18 protein-coding genes are annotated in these 22252 nt (G+C 71.1%); 9 read left to right on the top strand and 9 right to left on the bottom strand.

Annotated elements, in window-relative coordinates; all coding sequences use genetic code 11:
- The first annotated feature begins 249 nt into the window (after positions 1 to 249).
- Positions 250 to 525 carry a hypothetical protein gene (locus ACOKR1_RS16320; protein WP_422933981.1) on the top strand — a complete coding sequence of 92 codons (276 nt, stop codon included), beginning with the start codon at positions 250 to 252 and terminating at the stop codon, positions 523 to 525.
- A gap of 531 nt (positions 526 to 1056) precedes the next feature.
- On the opposite strand, the gene ACOKR1_RS16315 is transcribed toward ACOKR1_RS16320, so the two are convergent.
- Both ACOKR1_RS16315 and ACOKR1_RS16310 read right to left on the bottom strand, forming a co-directional pair.
- Positions 1057 to 2340 (bottom strand): SLC13 family permease, encoded by a 1284-nt coding sequence (locus ACOKR1_RS16315; RefSeq protein ID WP_422933980.1) that lies wholly within the window; start codon positions 2338 to 2340, stop codon positions 1057 to 1059.
- Between the two features lie 18 nt (positions 2341 to 2358).
- Complete coding sequence (locus tag ACOKR1_RS16310) at positions 2359 to 3354, bottom strand: DNA-3-methyladenine glycosylase family protein (protein ID WP_422933979.1); 996 nt, start codon at positions 3352 to 3354, stop codon at positions 2359 to 2361.
- Between the two features lie 192 nt (positions 3355 to 3546).
- Between ACOKR1_RS16310 and ACOKR1_RS16305 the strand changes: the two genes are divergently transcribed.
- Complete coding sequence (locus tag ACOKR1_RS16305; RefSeq protein ID WP_422933978.1) at positions 3547 to 3945, top strand: VOC family protein; 399 nt, start codon at positions 3547 to 3549, stop codon at positions 3943 to 3945.
- A gap of 69 nt (positions 3946 to 4014) precedes the next feature.
- Here the strand turns inward: ACOKR1_RS16305 and ACOKR1_RS16300 are convergent, their stop codons facing one another.
- From ACOKR1_RS16300 to ACOKR1_RS16280, 5 genes are all read right to left on the bottom strand, one after another.
- On the bottom strand, positions 4015 to 7668 hold the full coding sequence (locus ACOKR1_RS16300; protein WP_422933977.1) for an error-prone DNA polymerase: 3654 nt from the start codon (positions 7666 to 7668) through the stop codon (positions 4015 to 4017).
- Between the two features lie 234 nt (positions 7669 to 7902).
- Positions 7903 to 9522 carry a DNA polymerase Y family protein gene (locus tag ACOKR1_RS16295; protein WP_422933976.1) on the bottom strand — a complete coding sequence of 540 codons (1620 nt, stop codon included), beginning with the start codon at positions 9520 to 9522 and terminating at the stop codon, positions 7903 to 7905.
- A complete protein-coding gene (locus ACOKR1_RS16290) occupies positions 9519 to 10175 on the bottom strand; it encodes a hypothetical protein (RefSeq protein WP_422933975.1) in 657 nt (218 codons plus the stop codon). Before ACOKR1_RS16290 ends, ACOKR1_RS16295 begins: the two co-directional genes overlap by 4 nt.
- A gap of 240 nt (positions 10176 to 10415) precedes the next feature.
- A complete protein-coding gene (locus ACOKR1_RS16285; protein ID WP_422936671.1) occupies positions 10416 to 10553 on the bottom strand; it encodes a helix-turn-helix domain-containing protein in 138 nt (45 codons plus the stop codon).
- Positions 10496 to 11623 carry an IS110 family transposase gene (locus ACOKR1_RS16280; RefSeq protein WP_422933974.1) on the bottom strand — a complete coding sequence of 376 codons (1128 nt, stop codon included), beginning with the start codon at positions 11621 to 11623 and terminating at the stop codon, positions 10496 to 10498. Before ACOKR1_RS16280 ends, ACOKR1_RS16285 begins: the two co-directional genes overlap by 58 nt.
- Before the next feature lie 239 nt (positions 11624 to 11862).
- Between ACOKR1_RS16280 and ACOKR1_RS16275 the strand changes: the two genes are divergently transcribed.
- The 3 genes from ACOKR1_RS16275 (at position 11863) to ACOKR1_RS16265 (ending at position 15479) form a co-directional block, all read left to right on the top strand.
- Positions 11863 to 13248: a cystathionine beta-synthase gene (locus ACOKR1_RS16275; RefSeq protein WP_415856565.1), complete on the top strand. Its 1386-nt coding sequence runs from the start codon at positions 11863 to 11865 to the stop codon at positions 13246 to 13248.
- 78 nt (positions 13249 to 13326) lie between these two features.
- On the top strand, positions 13327 to 14481 hold the full coding sequence (locus tag ACOKR1_RS16270; protein ID WP_422933973.1) for a cystathionine gamma-synthase: 1155 nt from the start codon (positions 13327 to 13329) through the stop codon (positions 14479 to 14481).
- A gap of 59 nt (positions 14482 to 14540) precedes the next feature.
- A complete protein-coding gene (locus tag ACOKR1_RS16265) occupies positions 14541 to 15479 on the top strand; it encodes a cytochrome b/b6 domain-containing protein (RefSeq protein WP_422933972.1) in 939 nt (312 codons plus the stop codon).
- 52 nt (positions 15480 to 15531) lie between these two features.
- Here ACOKR1_RS16265 and ACOKR1_RS16260 read toward each other — a convergent pair whose 3' ends face one another.
- Positions 15532 to 15927 carry a hypothetical protein gene (locus ACOKR1_RS16260; RefSeq protein ID WP_422933971.1) on the bottom strand — a complete coding sequence of 132 codons (396 nt, stop codon included), beginning with the start codon at positions 15925 to 15927 and terminating at the stop codon, positions 15532 to 15534.
- 120 nt (positions 15928 to 16047) lie between these two features.
- Between ACOKR1_RS16260 and ACOKR1_RS16255 the strand changes: the two genes are divergently transcribed.
- The 3 genes from ACOKR1_RS16255 to ACOKR1_RS16245 are packed head-to-tail and all read left to right on the top strand — an operon-like array spanning position 16048 to position 18960.
- Positions 16048 to 17589: a sensor histidine kinase gene (locus tag ACOKR1_RS16255; RefSeq protein WP_422933970.1), complete on the top strand. Its 1542-nt coding sequence runs from the start codon at positions 16048 to 16050 to the stop codon at positions 17587 to 17589.
- On the top strand, positions 17586 to 18260 hold the full coding sequence (locus ACOKR1_RS16250; protein WP_415856602.1) for a response regulator: 675 nt from the start codon (positions 17586 to 17588) through the stop codon (positions 18258 to 18260). The genes ACOKR1_RS16255 and ACOKR1_RS16250 overlap by 4 nt, the downstream gene beginning before the upstream one ends.
- A gap of 52 nt (positions 18261 to 18312) precedes the next feature.
- Positions 18313 to 18960 carry an MOSC domain-containing protein gene (locus tag ACOKR1_RS16245; protein WP_415856601.1) on the top strand — a complete coding sequence of 216 codons (648 nt, stop codon included), beginning with the start codon at positions 18313 to 18315 and terminating at the stop codon, positions 18958 to 18960.
- A gap of 172 nt (positions 18961 to 19132) precedes the next feature.
- On the opposite strand, the gene ACOKR1_RS16240 is transcribed toward ACOKR1_RS16245, so the two are convergent.
- On the bottom strand, positions 19133 to 19702 hold the full coding sequence (locus ACOKR1_RS16240) for a YbhB/YbcL family Raf kinase inhibitor-like protein (RefSeq protein ID WP_422933969.1): 570 nt from the start codon (positions 19700 to 19702) through the stop codon (positions 19133 to 19135).
- A 335-nt stretch (positions 19703 to 20037) separates the two neighbouring features.
- On the opposite strand from ACOKR1_RS16240, the gene ACOKR1_RS16235 reads away from it, so the two are divergent.
- On the top strand, positions 20038 to 22122 hold the full coding sequence (locus ACOKR1_RS16235) for a DEAD/DEAH box helicase (protein ID WP_422933968.1): 2085 nt from the start codon (positions 20038 to 20040) through the stop codon (positions 22120 to 22122).
- Positions 22123 to 22252: the final 130 nt, after the last annotated feature.

The raw sequence follows: 22252 nt of genomic DNA, 5'->3' as shown, positions 1-22252 counted from the left end.
GATTTAGGTCAAAGTGTAGGAACGACCTGTGCGATTTCTCGAGACAATGGGTCGATTCCGAAATGGGTGAGTGGCGAGGTGACTGTTCCCTTTGGCCCTAGCAAAGCTGACGCCAGCAGGCCCCATGCGCCAAGAGATCTTGGGCCCCGGAGGCAGTTTCGGTCGCTCGTGGGGCAGTTGCGGGAAGTAATTGGCCGTGAGGACATCCAGCCCGATGTCGTGGACGGGGCTCTGTCTGTGGCTAGAACCATGATCTTTGAAGATGGGCCAACTCCGATATTAAGCTATGCGGGTGAGGGCATCGTTGAGATTCATTGGCTCGTCGGCGGCCAATCGGTTGAATTGGCAATCGCTCCCGACCATTCGATTTGCGTGACGGCATTTAACTCAAGTGGAGATGTCACACTTGATGAAGAATTTGTTGACATTGACTCGTTCGAGGCCAGTTCGGCGAGAAACCGTGTAATCCTAGAGCTTCGTTTCATGTCGCGTCTACTGTTGGCTGCTGGTCGCCGGGGCGCGTAGTCGTGGCCGACCCGTTTTCACCCGAAGAACGAGTGTTCCGTCGGTTTAATCGAGACTGTCGGGACCATTACATTCCAGATGAGCTTGGGCTCGGTGGCCGTTTAGCAAGCGGATTTCTGATGTTTACCGCGGATGAGGATGGGCAAGATGGGTGTTCGCATTTTCAGGAGTCTGTTCTCATTGCAAATGACCTGGGTTTCGAGGATATCGTTCACCAGGACTATCCAGATGTGGCTGCTGCATCCGTGGAGGATGTTCGTTCGTTGACGTTCGAAGCAACCCAAACGTTTGAACTCATTGAGGACTATTGGCCCCCAGCGGGGCGGGGCGGCGGCCCCGCGGTCGATGTTGCTCACGTTCTCGTAGTCTGGCTGGCGGCCCTCACTCCCAATGCTCGCCGTAAGGCCCGTTCAAGGCTCGCGAAGCTATATTCTGTTTGCGGGTGATGGTGGATTCTGCGCATTTTGGGCGGCGGACAGTGGTGTAGTGCTATTCGTGAAGCAGTTGAATTTGCCGCCCCCGTAGAGACGGCTACATAAGCGCCGTGAGAAGGGCCGCCGGGACGATCATGAGCGGCACGAGGACGAGGCCCGCGGCCGCGTAGCCCCACCACGAGATCCTGACGCCGAGCCGGCGCAGCTGCTCGTGCCAGATGAGCGTCGCGAGCGAGGCCCACGGCGTGACGAGCGGCCCCGCGTTCACGCCGACGAGGAGGGCCGCGAGGCGGGCGGGGCTGCCCGCCGCGTGCTCGAGGGCGAGGTAGGCGGGAAGGTTGTTGACCGCGTTCGCCGCGAGCGCTCCCGCTGCCGAGACACGAACGAGGTCCAGTGGCCCGCTGCCCGAGCCGAGGAGTCCCGCGGCGAGTTCGCGCGCCCCGAGTCCCTGGAGCGCCTCCATGACCACGAACAGCCCTGACGCGAAGAGGATGAGCTGCGTGGGCACGAGCGACCACGCGAGCGCCGATCGCCGGAGGAGCCCGAACGCGACGACGAGCACGGCCGCCGCTGCGACGGCCGGGATCCACACGGGCACCCCCGAGACGAGCGCGGGCAGGAGGAGCACGAGCACCGCGCCGGCGATCCTGAGCAGCGTCGCGTCGCCGGGCGCAGCGACCTCGCCGCCAGCAGTGCCGCCGCCCGCAGTGCCGCCCGCAGTGGCGTCGTAGCGATCGTCGTCGGCCTTGACCAGGGTGGGGGCGGGAGCCGGGGCCGGTGAGGGGGTTTGGGCGGGCGCGGGGTCCGGGACGAGCGGGCCCCCGTAGCGCCGGCCCAGCTCCTTCCGGAACAGGACGACGACGGCGAGCGCCGGCACGAGCGCACACCACGCCGCGGGCAGCGCCATCCGCGCCGCGAAGGCGGCCGGCTGGGCGTTTCCGATGGCGGGCAGCGCGAGCAGGTTCGTGAGGTTCGAGACGGGCAGGAGCAGCGAGCCGGTGTTCGCGAGCCACACGGCCGTGAGGGCGAACGGCAGCGGCGCGAGCCCGCACCGCCGGGCGAGGATCACGACGATCGGCGTGAGGAGGACGGCCGTCGTGTCGAGCGAGAGGAAGATGGTCGCCGCGAGCGAGAGGACCGCGACGAGGACCCAGAGCGCCCATGCCCGCCCGCCGCCCCAGCGGCGGAACCGTTGGGCGATCCAGTCGAAGAGCCCCGAGGCGTTGAGGAGCTCCGTGACCACCGTGATGGCGGCGACGAACGCGAGGATCGGCACGACCCTGTCCGCGAGCGCGCCCAGCGCCGACCACGGGAGTAGCCCGGCCAGCGCGGCGACGAGCCCGAGGACAAGGAGGGCGGCGCCCGTGATGGCTAGTGGCATGGCGTCGGTCCTCGCTCGTCAGTGGCCTCGGTGGTCCTGGATGGTCATGCGCGGGCCGAATCGCGGGGCCCGGACGCCCGCGAGGTACAGCATGCGCACCACGCGCTGCCGCTGGCCGCGCCACGGCTCGAGGAGCCGAAGCATCCCCGCATCGTCCGTGCGCTCGCCCGTGAGCGCGAAGCCCACGAACTTGGCGAGGTGGAAGTCGCCGACCGAGATTGAGTCGGGGTCCGCGTGCGTGCGCTGCGTGACCTCCGCGGCGGTCCAGACGCCGATGCCGGGGATGCTCTGGAGGCCCGCGGCAGCCTCCGGTGCCGTCTTCGCCCCGAGCCGCTCGAGGCCCGACGCCGAACGCAGCGCGCGCATGATCGTCGCCGAGCGCTGGGGCCCGACTCCCGCGCGGTGCCACTCCCACGACGGCACGCGCAGCCACTCGGCGGCCGACGGCGCGATGACGAGTCCCGCGGGCGCCACCCGGCCCGCGCCGGGCGCCGGGGAGCCGAAGCGGCGCAGGAGGTAGCGGTAGGCGCGCCGCGCCTCGACCGTCGTGACCTTTTGCTCGAGGATGGTCGGCACGAGCGCCTCGACGATGCGGCCCGTGGCGGGCGCTCGGAGGCCCGGGTTCCGCCGTCGTGCTTCGCGCACGAGGTGGGGGAGCGACGCGTGGAAGGGGTCGGCGTCGAACGCGTCCCATTCGTCGGTGAGCCCGAGGAGCGCGGGCGCGGACGCAACGGCCTCCTCGGCCCCCGCGCCCCAGGCGCGGGCCCGGAGCTCGCCGCCCGCGTGCGTGAGGAGGAGGGAGACGGTTCCCTCGGGCGTGCGGAACGCCGTCCAGAGCCCGCCCGGATGCGCCGCGAAGGTGGGGTCTCCGTCGCCGCGCTGGAGCGGGAAGCACGTGGCCGCGAGCGAGTAGTGCGCGGGCGCCGCCCAGGCCCCTTCGGCGTCCGCCGTGCCCGCCCAGGGCGGAGCCCCGGCGGTACCGGAAGTGCCGAGGAGCGGGGGTGCGAGCGTCACCGAAGCATCATTTCACGAGCCACCGACAGCGCTCGCGCGACCCGCCCCACGGCCTGCCCGCAGCCCCTCGTGACCCTGTCCGCACCCGTCCGCACCCCGCCCAGCGAAGCCTTGACGGTCGCGGAGGGGTCTGCCAACAATCGCCGTAGGCGCACCCAATGGGCGCCTCACCTCTTGAGAGAAGGCGGCAGCATGTCCGGAAAAGTTGTGCACTTCGAGATTCCCGCTGACGATTCGTCCCGAGCAAGCTCGTTCTACTCCGAGGCCTTTGGGTGGAACCTCATGCCGGTCCCCAACATGGACTACACGATGGTGGGCACCACGCCGTCGAACGAGATGGGCGCCCCCACGGAGCCGGGGGCCATCAACGGCGGCATGTACACGCGCAACGAGCAGTTCCCCCAGACGCCGGTCATCACGGTCGACGTCGAGGACATCGACGCGGCGCTCGCGAAGATCGAGACCCTCGGCGGCAGCACCGTGGCGCCGAAGATCCCGGTCGGCGAGATGGGCTTCGCGGCCTACTTCAAGGACACGGAGGGCAACGTCCTGGGCCTGTGGCAGAACGCGCCGCAGCCCGCCGCAGAGTAGCCGGCGCAGCGGGGGCTGCGCTGGAGCGGGCCGCGCTGGAGCGGGCCGCGCAGCCCTCGCAGCGGGGCGTCAGCGGAAGTCCCGCGAGGACGTCTTGGCCCTCAGGGGGAGCGCCTCGAGCCGATCGGCCACGAGGTTCGTGACGCCCTCCTTGCTGCGCTCGAGCATCCCGCGGACCACCATGGCCCTCGCGCTCTGTGCGACGCGCCGATAGCGGGTCCACACACCGATGCTGCAGACCACGTTGAGGATCCCGGTCTCGTCCTCGAGGTTCATGAACGTGATCCCTTGCGCGGTCTGCGGCCGCTGACGGTGGGTCACGAGCCCGGCAGCCTCGATCCGGCTGCCGGGCTCTGCCGTGTGCAGCGCCTCGATCCGCAGGACCCCGCGGGCGTCGAGCGGGCCGCGGGCGTGCCGGACCGGGTGGTCGTCCGTCGCGACGCCCGTGGCCCACAGGTCGTACGCCACGGTCTCCTCGTCGCTCAGCTCGGGCAGGAGCGGCGGCTGGACATACGGCTGCGTCCCCGGGAGCTGGCCCGGCCGCTCGAGCGCCGCCGCGCCGGACTGCCACAGCGCCTCGCGGCGCGTGAGCCCGAGCGAGTCGAGGGCGCCTGCGGAGGCGAGCGCCTCGAGCTGCTCGGCATTGAGGCCCGTGCGGCGCGAGAGCTCCGTGAGCTCGCGGAACGGGCCGTTTGCGTCGCGCTCCGCGACGATCCTCTCGGCAAGGTCCTGGCCGAGGCCCGTCACGCTGGAGAGCCCGAGCCGCACGGCGTGGGACGCGTCCCGGCGATGGGCGGGGCCGTCGTCGGGCGCGTTCTGGTCGAACCCGCCGATCCTCGGCTGGAACAGCTCAAGGCACGCGCCGAGCCCGCCGCGCTCCGGGGCGGCGCCGCTGCGTCCGGCGCCCTCGCCGTCGTCGAGCTCGAGGCACGCGTCGGCGCGCGAGAGCAGGATGTCGGGTCGCAGCACGTGCACGCCGTGCCGCCGCGCGTCGGCCACAAGCGTCTGCGGCGAGTAGAAGCCCATGGGCTGGGCCCGCAGGAGCGCCGCGAGGAACGCGCCCGGGTAGTGCAGCTTGAGCCACGAGCTCGCGTACACGAGCACCCCGAAGCTGATCGAGTGGGACTCCGCGAAGCCGAAGTCCGCGAACGCCGCGATCTGCGTGTACACGGACCTTGCCTCCTCCGGGGTGAGGCCGTTCGCCGCCATGCCCGCGAAGAGCTTCTCGCGGAGGCTCCCGATCTTCTCGACCCCGCGCTTGGACCCCATGGCCCGGCGCAGCAGGTCGGCGTCCTCGGCGCTGCAGCCCCCGATGGCCATGGCCATCTGCATGAGCTGCTCCTGGAACAGGGGCACGCCGAGCGTCCGCTCGAGCACGGGCTCGAGGAGGGGGTGCGGATACGTGACCTTCTCCTCGCCCGCCCGGCGGCGGATGTACGGATGCACGGCGCCGCCCTGGATGGGCCCGGGCCGGATGAGCGCGATCTCGACCACGAGGTCGTAGAACGAGCGCGGCCGCAGGCGCGGGAGCGTGCTCATCTGAGCGCGGGACTCGACCTGGAACACGCCCACGGAGTCCGCTCGGCACAGCATGTCGTAGACCGCGGGCTCTTCCTTCGGGATGTCCTCGATGCGCCAGCGCTCGCCGAAGTTCTCGTCCACGAGGTCGAAGCAGTACTGGAGCGCCGCGAGCATGCCGAGGCCCAGAAGGTCGAACTTGACGAGCCCCATCCACTCGCAGTCGTCCTTGTCCCACTGCAGCACGGTGCGGTTCTCCATGCGTGCGTGCTCGATCGGCACGACCTCGCCCACGGGCCGCTCGGTGAGGACCATGCCGCCCGAGTGGATGCCGAGGTGCCTCGGGTAGCCGAGGAGCTGCTCGGCGAGGCCGAGGACGCGAGCCGGGACGCCGTCGTCGTCCGCTTTGCTCTCTGAGCGCTGGCCCTCTGAGCGCTGGTCCTCGGAGCTCTGGGCGGCCGAGAGCGCGTCCCAGCGCTCGAGCCGCTTGGACCACGCGTCCTGCTGCCCCTGGCTGTAGCCGAACGCCTTCGCGACGTCCCGCACGGCGTTCTTGGGCCGGTAGCTCACAACGTTCGCGACCTGCGCCGCGTTGCCCCGCCCGTACTTCGCGTAGACGTGCTGGATGACCTCCTCGCGCCGATCGGAATCGAAGTCGACGTCGATGTCCGGCTCCTCCTCGCGCAGGCTCGAGAGGAACCGCTCGAACGGCAGCTTGTACGCGATGCTGTCCACGGCTGTGATGCTCAGGAAGTAGCACACGGCGGAGTTCGCGGCGGACCCGCGGCCCTGGCACAGGATGCCCTGGCTCCGCGCGAACTGCACGATCTCGTAGACGATGAGGAAATACCCCGGGAAATCCTTTCGCTCGATGACGTCGAGCTCCTGCTCGACGCGCCTCCGCACGTCCTCGGGCGGCACCGGGCCACGCCAGCCGGCGCCCTGGGTCCCGTAGCGCTCCGTGATGCCGTGGTCCACGAGCTCCCGCAGGTACGACATCGGGGTGTGACCGTCCGGGACCTCCTGCTTCGGGAGCTTCGGGCGGGCGGAGCGGAGCGGGAACGCGAGCTCCTCGGCGAGGCGCACCGTGTTCTCCACGGCGCCCGGATAGCGCGCGAAGCGTCGGGCCATCTCCTCGCCGCTGCGGAGGTGCGCGCCGTCGCTCGCGGGGAGCCAGCCGTCGAGCTCGTCGAGGCTCCGCCGGGCCCGCACGGCCGCGAGCGCGGTGGCGAGCGGGTGCCGCGAGGGATCCGCGAAGTGCACGGCGTTCGTCGCGACGCACGGGAGCCCGAGCCGGCCCGCGATCGCGGCGAGGGCGTCGTTGTGCGCGCTGTCGAGCGGGTTGCCGTGGTCGAAGAGCTCCACGGCGACGCCGTCGGCCCCGAACCGCGCGACGAGCTCGCGCACCGCGCCCTCGGCTGCCTCCTCGCCGTCGTCCGCGAGCGCGCGCCGCACGGCGCCCTTGCGGCAGCCCGTGAGCACGATGCCGTGGCCGCGCAGGCGCTCGGCGACGTCGTCGGGATCGAACACCGGGCGGCCCTTCTCGGCGTCGCTCGCGAGCTGCGCGTGCGTGATGGCGCCCGCGAGCCGGTGGTAGCCCTCCTCGCCGCGGGCCAGGACCAGGAGGTGCTCGCCCTCGGGGTCGGCCACGCCGTTCTGCGGGCCGCTCAGGCCGAGGGAGAGCTCGGCCCCGAACACCGTCTTGAGCCCGTAGGCCTCGGCGGCCTCGGCGAGGCGGACCACGCCGTAGAAGCCGTCGTGGTCGGTGATCGCGAGGGCATGGAGGCCCAGCCGAACGGCCTCCTCGACGAGCTCCTCGGGCGAGGACGCCCCGTCCAGGAAGCTGTAGTGCGAGTGGGCGTGCAGCTCGGCGTACGGCACCTTGGGTGCCGCGGCGGCAGCGGACGACGGCGGGGCCTCGCCGCGCGCGGCTGCCTCGCCTTCCGCTTCGCCGTCTGGGGAGCCCGCGGCGAGCTGGGGGAGGGGGATGTACGGGCCGCGCTTGCGCGACCACGCGGGGCTGTCGCCGCCGTCGTGCTCGATGGGCGCGCGGCCTGCGTCGGTGCGCCCAGCCCCGGTGCCCCCTTTGCTCGTGCCCCCTTTGCCCGCGCGCCCGGCGTCCTTGTGGGTCGGGAGCTTGACCTCCTTGCCCTCGAGGATGTCGTGGAGCTGCTGCCACGGAATGGCCGGGTTGCTCCAGCCCATCGTTTCCTCCTCTGTCCGGATGGCCGGGTTTCACGACCGTCCCTTGCCTCCGACGACCGTTCCTTGCCTCCGACGACCGTCCCTTGCCTCCGACGACCGTCCCTGAGAGGCACGACCGTTGGTTATGCGGGACGGTTATGCCTCTTCCCGACGGTCGTGCCGCGGGCGGGACGGTTGTGCCGCGGGCGGGACGGCCATGGCTCTTCCCGCCGGTTGTGTGCGCAGCCGCGCGGCCTAGTCGTACCGGGCCTCTGCCCACCAGCGGCCGTCCTCGCCGAGCAGGAGCCACGCCTCGTTCTCGCTGTCGAGGATCTGGAACCGCTCGGAGCGGCGGCTTTCGTCCGCGTCCCACCAGCGCTGCCGCAGGAGCCACGGCCCGGCCCAGCTCCGCACGGCCCGCCGCGGCGTCCCCGGACCCGGGCAGAACCACGCCGGCGGGGCCTCGAGGTCGCCGCGTGGCCCGACGCGGAGCGGGTGGGTGGCGTCGTCGAGCAGCTGGACGGGCAGCGGCTCGGCGAAGACCGTCGCGGGAAGCGGGGCCGGGACGGCCCCGGGCCATGGCCGGTCCGCGCGTGCGGCGGTCCCCGCAGGAGGGTCCTCGCCCCACGGCACGAGCAGGCTTCGCTCCACGAGGAGCCTGCCGCCGCCGCGCACGGGGTGCAGAACCGAGCCGTGGCCGAGCATCGTCTGGAGCCGCCGGAGGCCGTGGTCGAGGCGTTCGTCGACCCCGCCGAAAAGGGCCTGCCCGCGCCGGCCCAGGAGGTCAACCTTGTCGGGGGAGAGGCGTACCTGGACGACGGGGGCCGCGAGCGCCTCGCCCGTCGACCGCCAGGGGGCGGCAGCGTGGGTGTTCCCCCGCCGCCGCGACGGCGCCGGGGACCCCGCGGACTGGAGCTGCCAGCGGACGCGGTCCACGACGTCGCCCGCCCCGAAGTGGTTCGGGTGCCCCCACGTGCGCTCGGAGCGCTGCCCGGCGTCGTCCGCGATGTGCACGCGCAGCTCGGTGCACGCGAGGCCCTGCACGCGCAGACCCTCGACGAACTCCTCCGCGGTGGGCCGGAGCGCGAACGCGATCTGGTCCACGCGGTCGAGCCCGGGCTCGAAGTCGAGCGTGCGCTCGAGTGGCGCCGGCGGGACGCGCGGCACGACGGCCCGGGGATCCTGGCCGCGCGCCCGGGCGTGGGCCGTGAGCCCTTCCGCTCCGAAGCGCGAGCGGACGTCCGACGGCGGGAGCGCGGCGAGGCTGCCGAGCGTCTGGAGGCCCAGGCGGATCAGGAGCGAGGCGAGCTTGGGCTCGCCGAGGGCCGTCACGGGAAGCGCGGCGAGGAACTCCGCGGACTCCCCGCGGGCGACGGCGACGAGCGGCGAGAGCTCCCCGGCTCGCCGGGCGGCCTGCTCGGCCGCGAAGATCGAGTCAGCGATCCCCACCCGGGCCTCGAGTCCGAGCCGTGCGGCCGCCTCGAGGGCGGCCCCGCCTGCGCTTTCCTCGCTCCCGTAGTAGCGCGCGGCACCTCGCGCGCGCACGGCGCACAGCCCGGGCCGCAGGATCTGCACTCCCGGGAGCGCCGTCTCGAGGGCGGCTACGACCGGCTCGAACTCGCGGCCGTCCCGGGCCGGATCCGCATGTACGGCCACGAGCTCGGGGCAGCGCGACTGCGCCTCGCGCACGCGGAGACCACGAACCACCCCCGCGGCCCGGGCCTCGGCCGAGCACACGGCCACGAGGCCCTTCTCGAGCAACGCCGCGGGCACGCCCTCGGGGATGTCGCCGGCCATCTGGGCCGCGACGAGGGGCCAGTCCGGGAACCACACGACGAGCGCCCGGGGGATCCCGGACGGCGTGTCCGGACTCATGACGAGGCCCTCGCGAGTGTTGGGCGACCAGCGCGCGGCGCCTCGACGGCTCTAGGTGCCTCGAAGGCCCCCGGGGCGGCCAGGGTTCCCGGGGCAGCCAGGGCTCCCGGGGCAGCCAGCGCCCCGGGCGCGGCGAGCGCCCCGGGCGCGGCGAGATCCACGGTCGCGGTCCGGGCGCGGCCCCGCTGCGTGAGCTCGAGCTCCACGCGGTGGCGGCGCAGGTGCCCGTGCCCCTCGCCGAGGCCCTCCCATTCCGAGCCGCGCATCCGGAGCGAGCCCTCGCTCTGCGGCCACGCGCCGAGCACGAGGAGGGTCCCGCCGCGCTCGCGCAGCCGCGAGCCGAGTCGCGCCGCCTCCCCGGCGGCCACGCGTCCGCCCGGCCGCACGAGCAGGACCGGAGCACGTCCGCGAGCGCCGAGACGGCCGGCAGCCAGTCGGGCCCGGGTCCGGCACGAGCACGAGCCGCTCGAGCGCGATGCCGAAGCCCGCCGCGGCCTCCGCCCGAAGTCCGGAATCCCGGCCGCGCCGCACCACTCGCCGTTCGCTGAGGGGCCCGCGAGGAGGGCCATGGCCACGGAGAGGGGCGCCTCGATCGAATACGCGGCCCCGCCGCGCAGGCCGCCCGGCAGGAGGCGCGCGAAGCACGGGAGCACGGGTACGAACCCTGCTTGTTGCGCCGCCCCTGCAGGACGTGGATGCGTTCCTGAAGCTCGCGCAGCTCGCGCAGCTCGCCGGCCGCGGGGCGGCGGAGGCGGAGCTGAGCGAAAGAGACATACCTCCATTTTCGAAAGTATGTTCGATTAAGTCAATCGCGTGGAGTGTCGCTTCGTACTTCCCCGTGCCTGCGCGCCTAAGCTTGCCCTCCGCCCTCGCTGTGAAGCTCCTATGTGTGGTCAAGCGGTGTTGAGCCATTCGCGGTAGCGGGCGACGACTTCTGGGGTGACCGATATGCCTCGTTCCGTGCGGCTGATGGTCATCGGTGCGAGTCCGAGGGCGGTGGCGGCCGCTTGGAGGGTGAGGTTCTTGGCCAGCCGGGCTGGGCGGAGGTCGTGCACGCCGAGGTCGTGATGTGGTCTGGTGAGCTGTTTGAACATCTCGCGGGCGATGGCGCGCTTGAGGAGGCGCAGTACCTCGGGGTCGAACGCCCGCGCTCGCGTTGGCGGTGAACGAAGGCCTTGGTGGGGGGATGGTTGCGCATGCGGGCCAGCGCGATCGTGTGAAGGGCGTTGTTCGCGCGCCGGTCGCCGCCGCGGGAGAGCCTATGGCGGGTGGTCTTGCCCGAGGACGCCGGGACCGGTGCGGTGCCGCACAGGGCAGCGAACGATGCCTCGCTGCGCAGCCGGTCTGGATTGCCGCCGACGGTGATGAGCAGCTGGGCTGCGGTGGTGCTCCCGACGCCGTGCAGGTGCAGCAGGTGGGGCGCGGCCTGTTCGATCATCGCGGTGAGCTCGGCGTCGAGCCTGTTGATCTCCTCGGTCAGGTTCCGGTGGCGCTGCGCGATGGACTTCAGCGCCGTGAGCACGAGCCGTTCTTCTGGATCGGCGTGGACACCGGGCCTGCACCCGGCCAGTGCCTGATCAGACGGCCGGGTGAGGCTGCGGTACCTCTCCCGGACTTCCGGCGGCGAGGTGACCAGCTGTTGGCGGATCTGGACCTGGGCCGCCTGGCGGGCCTTGACCGCCGACCTGCGGGCGTTGTGCAGGGCACGCAGCGCGGTGACCTCGGCCGACTTCGCCGCCCCGCTCGCCCGTCCCGACAGGACCGCACGGGCGGCCTGATAGGCGTCGAGCGGGTCGGACTTGCCCTCGCGGCGCCGCACGGCGCGTTCGGGACGCACGACCTCGAACACCTCCAGGCCGGTCTCGACGGCGGCTCTGGCGATGCCCAGTCCGTAGGAGCTGGTGCCTTCGATCCCGATGCCGGCCACGTCGCCGTGGCCGGCGAGGAAAGCCAGCGCCTGCCGGTACCCCTTCGGGGTTGTGGGGAACTCCCTGTCGCCGAGCTCCCTGCCCCATGGGTCGATCGCCGCGACGTGGATGGTGTCGGCGTGGGTGTCGATCCCGCCGATGACTGTGCCGGGATCCAGTGCTGTCACTGTCATGATGGAAATGCCTTCCGTGTCGATCGGATGGGTCGACGCCGGTCGGGCGAGCAGACAGGACACTGATGAGGCTTCGCCAGGCTCTTATGAGGTCATGTCCGCCCGGCCGGCGAGCGGAACCCCGAGGGCCAGACGGTCCAAATGATGGTCAGACCAGCAGGCCGACAGTCGGTGCCTGAGCCATGACCCCCGGGGCAAGACCATCATCAGTGTCGGTGCCAACGGCTAGAGTTGGGGGCGTGAATTACGCCAACTCCGTCGTTGAGCTCATCGGCCACACACCACTGGTCAAGCTCCAGAAGGTGACCGAGGGCATCAAGGCCACGATCCTGGTCAAGCTCGAGTACCTCAATCCGGGCGGCTCCATCAAGGACCGCATCGCCCTCAAGATGGTCGAGGAGGCGGAGCGCTCCGGCCAGCTCCAGCCCGGGGGCACGATCGTGGAGCCCACGAGCGGCAACACGGGAGTCGGGCTCGCACTCGTGGGGCAGCAGAAGGGCTATCAGTGCATCTTCGTAGTCCCGGACAAGGTGGGCCAGGAGAAGCGGGCCGTGCTCGAGGCGTATGGGGCCAAGGTCGTCGTGACCCCGACGGCCGTCCCGCCGGACTCGCCGCAGTCGTACTACGGCGTTTCTGACCGGCTGGTCAGGGAGATCCCGGGCGCGTTCAAGCCGGACCAGTTCTCCAACCCCGGCGCCCCCGCGAGCCACTACGAGACCACGGGCCCCGAGATCTGGGCCGACACGGACGGCAAGATCACCCATGTGGTGATCGGGGCGGGCACGGGCGGCACGATCACCGGCACGGGCCGCTATCTCAAGGACGTCTCGAAGGGCCGCCCCGAGTCCGAGGGCGGCCAGGTCAAGATCGTCGGCGCGGACCCCGAGGGCTCGGTCTACTCGGGCGGAACGGGCCGGCCGTACTTCGTCGAGGGCGTCGGCGAGGACATGTGGCCCGCGAACTATGACAAGGCCGTCCCGGACGAGGTGCTCGCCGTGAGCGACGCGGACTCGTTCGCCATGACCCGCCGTCTCGCGCGTGAGGAGGGCCTCCTCGTGGGCGGCTCCTCGGGCATGGCGGTTGTCGCGGCCCTGCGCACGGCGAGGGACCTGCCCGAGTCGGCGGTCGTCGTCGTCATCCTCCCGGACAGCGGGCGCGGCTATCTCGCCAAGATCTTCAACGACGACTGGATGCGCTCGTACGGCTTCCTGCCCGGCGAGTCCGAGGCCACGGTCGGGGACGTGCTGCGCGGCAAGGACGGCAAGCTCCCGGACCTCGTCCACACGCACCCGAATGAGACGGTGCGCGACGTCATCGACATCATGACCGAGTACGGCGTGAGCCACCTCCCGATCCTCTCGAACGAGCCGCCCGTCGTCATGGGCGAGGTGCTCGGGGCCGTCGACGAGCGCACGCTGTCCGCGAAGCTCTTCCGCGGCGAGGCGAAGCTCACGGACAAGATCTCGCAGCACATGGGCGAGCGCCTGCCCGTCATCGGCTCGCTCGAGAGCCAGTCCACGGCGCGCGAGATGCTCAGCGAGGTCGACGCGCTCATGGTCACGTTCGTCGGCGCGCCCATCGGCATCGTCACCCGCCATGACCTGCTGGCCAGCCTTAATAAGTGACCAGCCTCAACAAGTGACCAGCTTCACCAAGTGACCAGCTTCACCAAGTGACCAGCTTCATCAAGTAAGGAGCCCCACGTGAGCGAGACCAACCACGGCTTCAACACCCGCGCCGTCCACGCGGGCCAGGAATTCGAGCCGCGCACGGGCGCGGTCGTCCCGCCGCTGCACTTCAGCTCGACGTATGCGCAGGACGGCATCGGCGGCCTCCGCTCCGGCTACGAGTACGGCCGCGGCGGCAACCCGACCCGCGACTCGCTCCAGGAGCAGCTCGCGGCGCTCGAGGGCGGGCGGCACGCGTTCTCGTTCGGCTCGGGGCTCGCGGCCGAGGACGGGCTCATCCGGGCACTGTGCTCGCCGGGCGAGCGGATCGTGCTCGGCAACGACGCGTACGGCGGCACCTACCGCCTCATCAACCGCGTGCTGGGCCCGTGGGGCATCGCGAACCAGCCCGTCGACATGTCGGCGCTCGACGGCGTGCGCGCGGCCGTCGCGCAGGGCGCCCGGCTCGTGTGGGTCGAGACGCCGTCCAACCCGATGATGAAGGTCACCGACATCGCGGCGCTCGCCGAGATCGCGCACGACGGCGGGGCCCTCCTCGTCGTCGACAACACCTTCGCATCCCCCTACCTGCAGAACCCGCTTGCCCTGGGCGCGGACGTCGTCGTGCACTCGACGACCAAGTACATCGGCGGGCATTCCGACGTCGTCGGGGGCGCCGTCGTCGTCAACGACGACGAGCTCGCGGAGAAGATCGGCTTCGTCCAGTTCGCCGTCGGCGCCGTGTCCGGCCCCATGGACGCGTTCCTCACGACGCGCGGGCTCAAGACGCTCGGGGTGCGCATGGAGCGGCACTCGGACAACGCGCAGAAGATCGCGGAGTGGCTCGTGGGCCGCCCGGGCGTCGAGAGCGTGCTCTACCCGGGCCTGCCGGAGCACCCGGGGCACGTGCTCGCGGCGAAGCAGATGCGGCGCTTCGGCGGCATGATCTCGGTCCAATTCGCGGGCGGCGAGGCCGCGGCCCGCACGGTCGCCGAGTCGACCCAGCTGTTCACGCTCGCGGAGTCGCTCGGCGGGATCGAGTCGCTTATGAACTACCCGTCGGAGATGACTCACGCCTCGGTCAAGGGCACCGAGCTCGCCGTTCCCGTCAACCTGGTCCGACTTTCCGTCGGGATCGAGGATGCGGACGATCTTATTGCAGACTTGGACCAGGCGATCCGCCGCCTGTAGGGCTCCCGCTGCAGCGGCTGTCCAACCCACCCCGCCACCCAAGAGAGGATCTCGAACCGATGCCGACGTCGCCGTCGACCGCCCCCGCCTGGACCAGGGCGCCGTGGTTCAAGCCCGCAGCGATCGCCGTTGGCGCGATCATCGTGCTCGGGCTGTTTGTTCTGCTCGCCCGGTGGCTCCGCAGCACCGAGGCGGTCTCGCACTTCATCGCGACGTACCCCGGCCACGCGACGCTCCCCGCGGACGCGCCCGTGGGGATCCCGGGGTGGCTGAACTGGCAGCACTTCTTCAACATGTTCTTCATCGCGCTGATTGTGCGCTCGGGGCTGCAGGTGCGCTTCACGACCCGGCCTGAGGGCTACTGGAAGCGCAACAACAAGGGCCTCGTCAAGACGAAGGGCCAGCCCAAGAAGATCAGCCTCAACCTGTGGTTCCACCTCACGCTCGACGCGCTCTGGGTGCTCAACGGCCTGATCTACTGGATCCTGCTGTTCTCGACGGGGGAGTGGAAGCGGATCGTCCCGACCGGCTGGGACGTCTTCCCGCACGCGGTATCCGTGGTGATCCAGTACGCCTCGCTCGACTGGCCGCTCGAGAACGGCTGGGTGAACTACAACGCGCTCCAGCTGCTCACGTACTTCCTGACCGTGTTCATCGCGGCCCCGCTTGCGATCCTGACGGGCCTGCGGATGTCCAACGCATGGCCGGCCAAGGCTCCGCGGCTCAACAAGGCCTACCCGATCGAGGCGGCCCGGGCCATGCACTTCCCGATCGCGATCTACTTCGTCGCGTTCGTGGTCGTGCACGTCTTCCTCGTGCTCACCACGGGAGCGCTGCGGAACCTCAACCACATGTTCGCTTCGAACGATGGCGAGGGCTGGTGGGGCTTCGGGCTCTTCGCGGCCGCGATCGTCGTGATTGTCGCGGCCTGGTTCCTCGCGCGGCCGCTGTTCCTGCGGCCGGTCGCCTCGCTCATGGGGACTGTGACCCGGAACTAGCCAGCGGGGCCGGAACCAGCGGGGCCAGCCCGCGGGGCTGGAATCCGTGCGGCTAGATCCCGCGTGAGCGCAGGAGCGCGCGGTCGTGGCAGCGAAGCTCCTCGGACGCGACGTACCAGTCCCCGCCGAGGAGCGTGCACACGAGCGTGGCCTCGCCCGCGAGGTCGAGGTGCGTGCCGTCGATCGTCAGGCCGGAGACGGACCAGCCGAGGACGACGTCGGCGTGCCGCTCACCCGCGTCGATGCTCCGCACGGAGAGCGTGATGGGGAGGCCAAGGCGCACGCGGTCGGTCGCCGCAGCCTCGGGCGTCGACTCAAGCCGGGCGTCCCCGACGCCGAGGGCGAGAACCGCCGTGGGCAGGTACAGAGCACAGAGCGCGTCGGTGTCGCCCGCATCGAGGGCTCGCTCGAGCGCCGCACAGAGCCCTTCGAGGGTTCGTCCGGCCATGGCACTTCCTTCCACTGGTTCGCGGTGCACCCAGAGCGCCGCTTACAAAGGGGAGAGCTGACTCGTCGGTAACTATGACGCCAAAGCGTGACGGTTCGTCCGGTGTGACAGCATGGTCACATGCCGCCCCGCGCCCCGCTCTTCCCGGACCGCGAGCACCGCCTTGGGCTCGCTGAGCTGGGAGCCCTGGGCCGCCGTCGGACGTTGTGGGGGCTCGCGCTCGCGGTGGCGCTTCCGCTCGTGGTCCAGATGGCCGTCGTGGCCGCGGACTACCGCAACCTCGTGATGATCCTCCTGCTCCAGCTCGCGGCGGCCGTGGCCGTCGCCGCGGTCGGGGGCCTCTGGCCGGCCATCCTCGCGGCACTCGTCGGGATGCTCCTAGTCAACTGGTTCTCGACCGATCCCGTGGGCAGCCTCGCGATCGCGAGCCCCGAGGCCGCGGCGGAGCTCGTGATCTTCCTCGGCGTCGCGTGCGCCGTGGGGCTCGCCGTCGGGGCGGCCGCGCGCCGCTATGAGCAGGCCACGCGCGCCCAGGCGGACGCGCGCGCCATGGCCGAGCTCGCGCGCGGCATCCTGGGCTCGGGCGGGAGCGTCGTGGACTTCCTCGAGCGGGCCCGCTCGGCGCTCGGACTCCGGGCGGTCACGCTCATCGACCGCCGCGAGCCGGAGACGTCGCAGGCGGAGGTCCCCGGATGGGAGGTCGTCGCGAGCGTCGGAGAGGCGCCGCCAGTCACGCCAGCCGCCGCGGACAGCGCGGTCGTGGCCGACGAGCGCTACACGCTCCTCGCGGGAGGACGAGTGCTTGAGCCTGCCGATCTTCGCATGATGCAGGCGTTTGGGGCGTATCTCGTGGCGATCCGCCAAGGCCTTCAGCTCGAGTCGAGCCGCGAGGCCAATCGACGCCTCGAGGAGGGCAACTCGATCCGCACGTCGATCCTCCGCGCGGTCTCCCACGACCTCCGCACGCCGCTTTCGGGCATCAAGCTCAGCGTGAGCAGCCTCCGCCAGCCCGGCGTCGACTTCTCGCCCGAGGAGCGGGCCGAGCTGCTCGCGACCATCGAGGACTACACCGACCGCCTCTCGGTGCTCGTCGGGAATCTGCTCGATATGTCGCGCATCTCCGCGGACAGTGTCACGCCGCTCCTGCGGGCCGTGCGCTGGCGCGAGGTCGTCCACGAGTGGCGCGGGGAGGCGGAGGCACGCGTCCAGGACCGCGTCTCGGCGGCGGCCCCCGCCGTCGAGGCCGATCCTGTGCTGCTCGAGCGCGTGGTCGCGAACCTCGTCGAGAACGCGCTCAAGCATGCGCCGGAATCTTCCGTGGAGCTCGAAGCTGGCCTCAGCGACCCGGACCCAGGGGGCGCCCCGGCTGGCGAGCTTCGCGTCATCGACCACGGCGACGGCATCCCGCCCGACCAGATCCTCGCGGTCTTCAGCCCGTTCCAGCGGGTGGGTGATTCGGGCGACCGCACGGGCGGGGTCGGGCTGGGCCTGGCTGTCGCGAAGGGCTTTGTCGAGGCGATGGGCGGCCGCATCGCGGCCGGGCAGACCCCTGGCGGCGGCCTGACCATGCGCGTGATCCTTCCGCTCGCGGCGTACGACGGCGGCGCGGAGCCTCCCGCGTTCGACGGCGGGACCGCGCCGTCCGTGGGGTCCGCGTCGTGACGCGCGTGCTCGTCGTCGAGGACGAGGCCCAGATCGCGCGGGCGCTCCAGATCAATCTGCGCGTGCACGGCTACGAGGCGATCACGGCGCCGTCCGGCGAGGCCGCCCTCGAGGCCGCGGCGAAGGCCACGACGGACATCGTGGTGCTCGATCTCGGCCTGCCCGGCATGGACGGCGTCGAGGTGATCCGCCGCCTCCGGGAGTGGACCACTGTGCCGATCATCGTGCTCTCGGCCCGTCACGCTGCCGAGGACAAGGTCGAGGCCCTCGACGCAGGCGCGGACGACTACGTGACGAAACCGTTCGGCCTCGAAGAGCTCCTCGCGCGCCTTCGTGCCGCGGCGCGTCGCGGCGCGGTCCGCCCTGAGACGCCGCGAGTTCAAACCGCGGACTTCAGCGTGGACCTCGCCGCGCGCCGTGTGGTGCGCGACGGGAGCGACGTGCGCCTCACGCCGACGGAGTGGAACATTCTCGCCCTGCTCGTGCGGCAGCCCGGCACGCTCGTGACGCAGCGCGAGCTGCTGACCCAGGTCTGGGGCCCCGCGTACGCGAAGGAGACGCAGTACCTGCGCGTCTACATGGCCCAGTTGCGCCGCAAGCTCGAACGTGATCCGTCGGACCCGCGCCACCTCAAGACCGAGGCCGGCATCGGCTACCGCTTCGACCCGTGACGAGGGCCGTCGAGGCTCCATCTGACCGCCGTCGCGGGTAGGCTTTGAGGCCATGAAGACCGCCCGCGTCGTCGCCGTCTGCCGCGTCCAGCAGCTCCTGTCCGATCCCGGAACCGTGGGCGTCACCGCCATCGACAAGCGGCCGGTCGAGGGGCCGGTGCGCGTGCGCCGGCTCGGCCTCCACGGGGACGTTCAGGCCGATCGCGCGAACCACGGCGGCGAGAACAAGGCCGTCTACGCGTACTCCGAGGACGATGCCGCGCTGTGGGCGCGCGAGCTCGGCCGGGAGATCCCGCCCGGCTTCTTCGGGGAGAACCTGAGGGTCGAGGGGATCACGGCGAGCAAGGCCGTGATCGGCGAGAGGTGGCGCTTCCCGGGCGGAACCCTCCTCGAAGTCACGATGCCGCGAATCCCGTGCGCGACGTTCGCGCGGCGCATGGGCGAAGACGGCTGGGTCAAGCGGTTCATGGCCTCGGGCCTCTCCGGCGCGTACCTCCGGGTCATCACCCCTGGCGACCTCGAGGCGGGCGAGGTGTTCGCGGTCGAGCATGTCCCGGACCACGGCGTGCGCGTGGGGGAGTGGATGGCGGACCCGACGCCCGAGCGCGCGGAGGCGCTCCTCGACGCCGAGGCCGAGGGGGTCATCCGCCTCGCAGCCGAGATCCGCCCGTACATCGACCGGGCGCTCGGCCGCTCCTAGGAAAACCGTCCCCGCGCAGCAACGGCCGTCCCGCACGCCGCCGGACCGTCCCGCGTGCCGCATGACCGTTTGCCGGAGGCATAACCGTCCGGCGTGCCGGGCGGTTATGCCTCTACCGGGCGGTTGTGTCGCAGAAGGGACGGTTGGGTGCAGGAGTCGCCTCCGCGCGCCGCTACCGGATCTCGTAGGTGCCGTCGAGCCGTGCCCGCGCTATGACGTGCCCGGTCATGGCGCGGAGCGCATCGTCGAGCGTGAACGCTTCCGGAAGCTCGAGCCGTGAGTCGAGGGCGAAGAGCTGGAAGACGTAGGAGTGCGGCCCGTGCGATGGCACGGGCATGGGGCCGGCCCACCCGCGCCGACCGAGGCGGCCCTTGCCGTGTCTGAGGCCCTCGACCGGGCTGGGGCTCGCGAGCCCGTTCTCGGGAAGGCCGCCGAGAGAGGGGTCGATGCCGACCGCGAGTGCATGCGTTGCGGGCGTCGGGAGCGGGACGTCCGGATCCTGGACGATGAGCGCGAGCTCCATGGTCCCGGCGGGCGGGGTCGTCCAGACGAGGGCGGGCGATATGTTCGGCCCGAAGATCCTCCCGCGGTGGCGTTCGGGGATGGGCGCCCCGTGGTCGAAGGCCGGGCTCGTGAGCGCGAAGTCCTCGGTGGGGGCCTGCAGGTCGGGACGCTCCCAGACGAGCTTGTCGTGGCCGGCTCGCCAATGGCGCAGGGCGCGGCCGAGGGGGTTTGCGGGCATGACCCCAACGTAGCCGAAGAAAACTCACTGTGCCCAAGCTCACGGTGCGCCGACGGACGACGGCGCGTGGTCGCCGTCGTGCGTCCTGTACAGTAGTTGTATCCCCCACTGCGCCGGTATTCCCTTTTCTTGCCCAATTGTTGAGGCAGGAGTAGAGCGTGTTGGGGCCCGCTAGGCGGGCAGTTTCATAGGGGAGTCCGGCTGAAGTAAACGCTGACAGTGCGCGTGTGGCGCCGAAAAGCAGCGAGAAGTCCTGCCACGGGATTGAGATAGCGCCGGGCTTCGGTATTTGACCGACGAGCCGCCCGAGGCTCCCCAACCCCGAGGACACCCCTATGTCTGAAATCCTTGACGCCCTGAACGCCGCCGCCGAGGCGGACTCCGACGCGACTTCCCAGAACGCCCCGCAGGAGAACTCCTCCCCGGAGAACGCCCCGCAAGAGAACGCTCCGCAGGAGAACGCCTCGCAAGAGAACGCCTCGCAGGAGAACGAAGAGCGCGGCGTCCTGTTCACCGACCTTGGCATCGACGGCCGCGTCCTGGCCGCGCTGCGCGATGTCGGCTACGAGAAGCCCTCGCCCATCCAGGCCGCCACGATCCCGCTGCTCCTCGAGGGCCGCGACGTCGTGGGCCTCGCCCAGACGGGTACCGGCAAGACCGCGGCGTTCGCCGTCCCGGCGCTCTCGCGCCTCGCGGAGCTCCACGACCAGAACGGCCCGTCCCGCGCCACGCAGGCGCTCGTGCTCGCCCCGACCCGCGAGCTCGCGCTTCAGGTCGCGGAGGCGTTCACCTCCTACGCGAAGCACCTCGAGGACTTCACGGTCCTGCCGGTCTACGGCGGTTCGGCCTACGGTCCCCAGCTCGCGGGTCTCCGCCGCGGCGCCCAGGTCGTGGTCGGCACGCCCGGCCGCGTGATCGACCACCTCGAGAAGGGCTCGCTCGACCTCTCGGAGCTCCAGTACCTCGTGCTCGACGAGGCCGACGAGATGCTGCGCATGGGCTTCGCCGACGACGTCGAGCGGATCTTCCAGGAGACGCCGGAGGGCCGCCAGGTGGCGCTCTTCTCGGCGACCATGCCGTCGCAGATCCGCCGCATGTCGAAGCAGTACCTCAACGATCCCGAAGAGATCACGGTCAAGTCCAAGACCACCACGGGGACGAACATCCGTCAGCGGTTCGTGCAGGTCATGGGCTCGCACAAGGTCGACGCGCTCACCCGCATTCTCGAGGTCGAGGACTTCGACGGCGTCATCGCGTTCGTGCGCACCAAGATGGCCACCGAGGATCTCGCCGACAAGCTCAAGGCGCGGGGCTTCCAGGCCGCCGCGATCAACGGCGACATCGCCCAGGCCCAGCGCGAGCGCACGGTCGAGGCGCTCCGCGAGGGCAAGATCGACATCCTCGTGGCGACGGACGTCGCGGCCCGTGGCCTCGACGTCGAGCGCATCAGCCACGTGGTCAACTACGACATCCCGCACGACACGGAGAGCTACGTCCACCGGATCGGCCGCACGGGCCGCGCCGGCCGCAAGGGCGACGCGATCCTGTTCATGACCCCGCGCGAGAAGTTCCTTCTCCGCGCCATCGAGAAGGCGACCCACCAGTCCGTCGAGCAGATGTCGCTGCCGACGGCGGAGACCGTCAACTCGCTGCGCATGAGCAAGTTCGCGGACCAGATCACGGACACGCTCGAGACCGAGGACGTCTCCCTCTTCCGCGAGCTCATCGCGTCCTACGAGGCGGAGCACGATGTTCCCGCGGCCGAGATCGCGGCGGCGCTCGCGGTCATGGTCCAGGGCGACGCCCCCTTCTTCGTCCAGGAGCTCCCGTCTGCCCCCGAGTTCGCCAAGCGCGGCGGGCGCGACGGCGGCCGTGAGGGCGGGCGCGACGGCGGGCGCGGCCAGGGCGGCCGCGGTCAGCGCGGCCCGTCCGAGGGCAGCGCGACGTACCGCATCGCGGTGGGCCGGCGCCAGCGGGTCCAGCCGGGTTCGATCGTGGGTGCGCTCGCGAACGAGGGCGGCTTCAACTCGAGCGACATCGGCGGGATCGACATCCGGTCCGACTTCTCCCTCGTCGAGCTCCCCGCGGAGCTCTCGAACGATCAGTGGCGGGCGCTTTCGAAGACCCGGATCGGCGGCGAGCTCATCAAGCTCGAGCTCGACTCCGGCCGCCGTCCGTCGCGTGACGGTGACGGCGACTGGGGTAGCCGCGGCGGGCGCGGCGGCCGGGATCGGGACCGCGCCCCGCGTGACGGCGACTTCGGCAACCGGGGCGACTTCGGCAGCCGTGGTGGCCACGGTGGCCGTGACCGCGGTGGTCGCGATGGCGAGTGGGGCGGCCGCGGCGGGAGCCGGGGCGGCTTCGGCGGGAGCCGGGGCGGCTCCTCGGGTGGCGCTCGCCGGTTTGGCGGCAGCCGCTAATACCGAGTGATAGCTCTCACTTACTATACGAATTTGTCATAGATGCGTGACATTTAGCGTCGCATCGTGTGACGATGGAGGGGCGGCGGTGGAGCCGGCCACGTGAGCAGACCGCGTGGCCGTGCCACAG

Source organism: Sinomonas sp. P47F7 (assembly GCF_049332655.1).
In the GTDB taxonomy this organism is placed as follows: Bacteria; Actinomycetota; Actinomycetes; order Actinomycetales; family Micrococcaceae; genus Sinomonas.
Note: the sequence above shows the minus strand (reverse complement) of the source record. Positions and strands in the feature narration are given on the sequence as shown.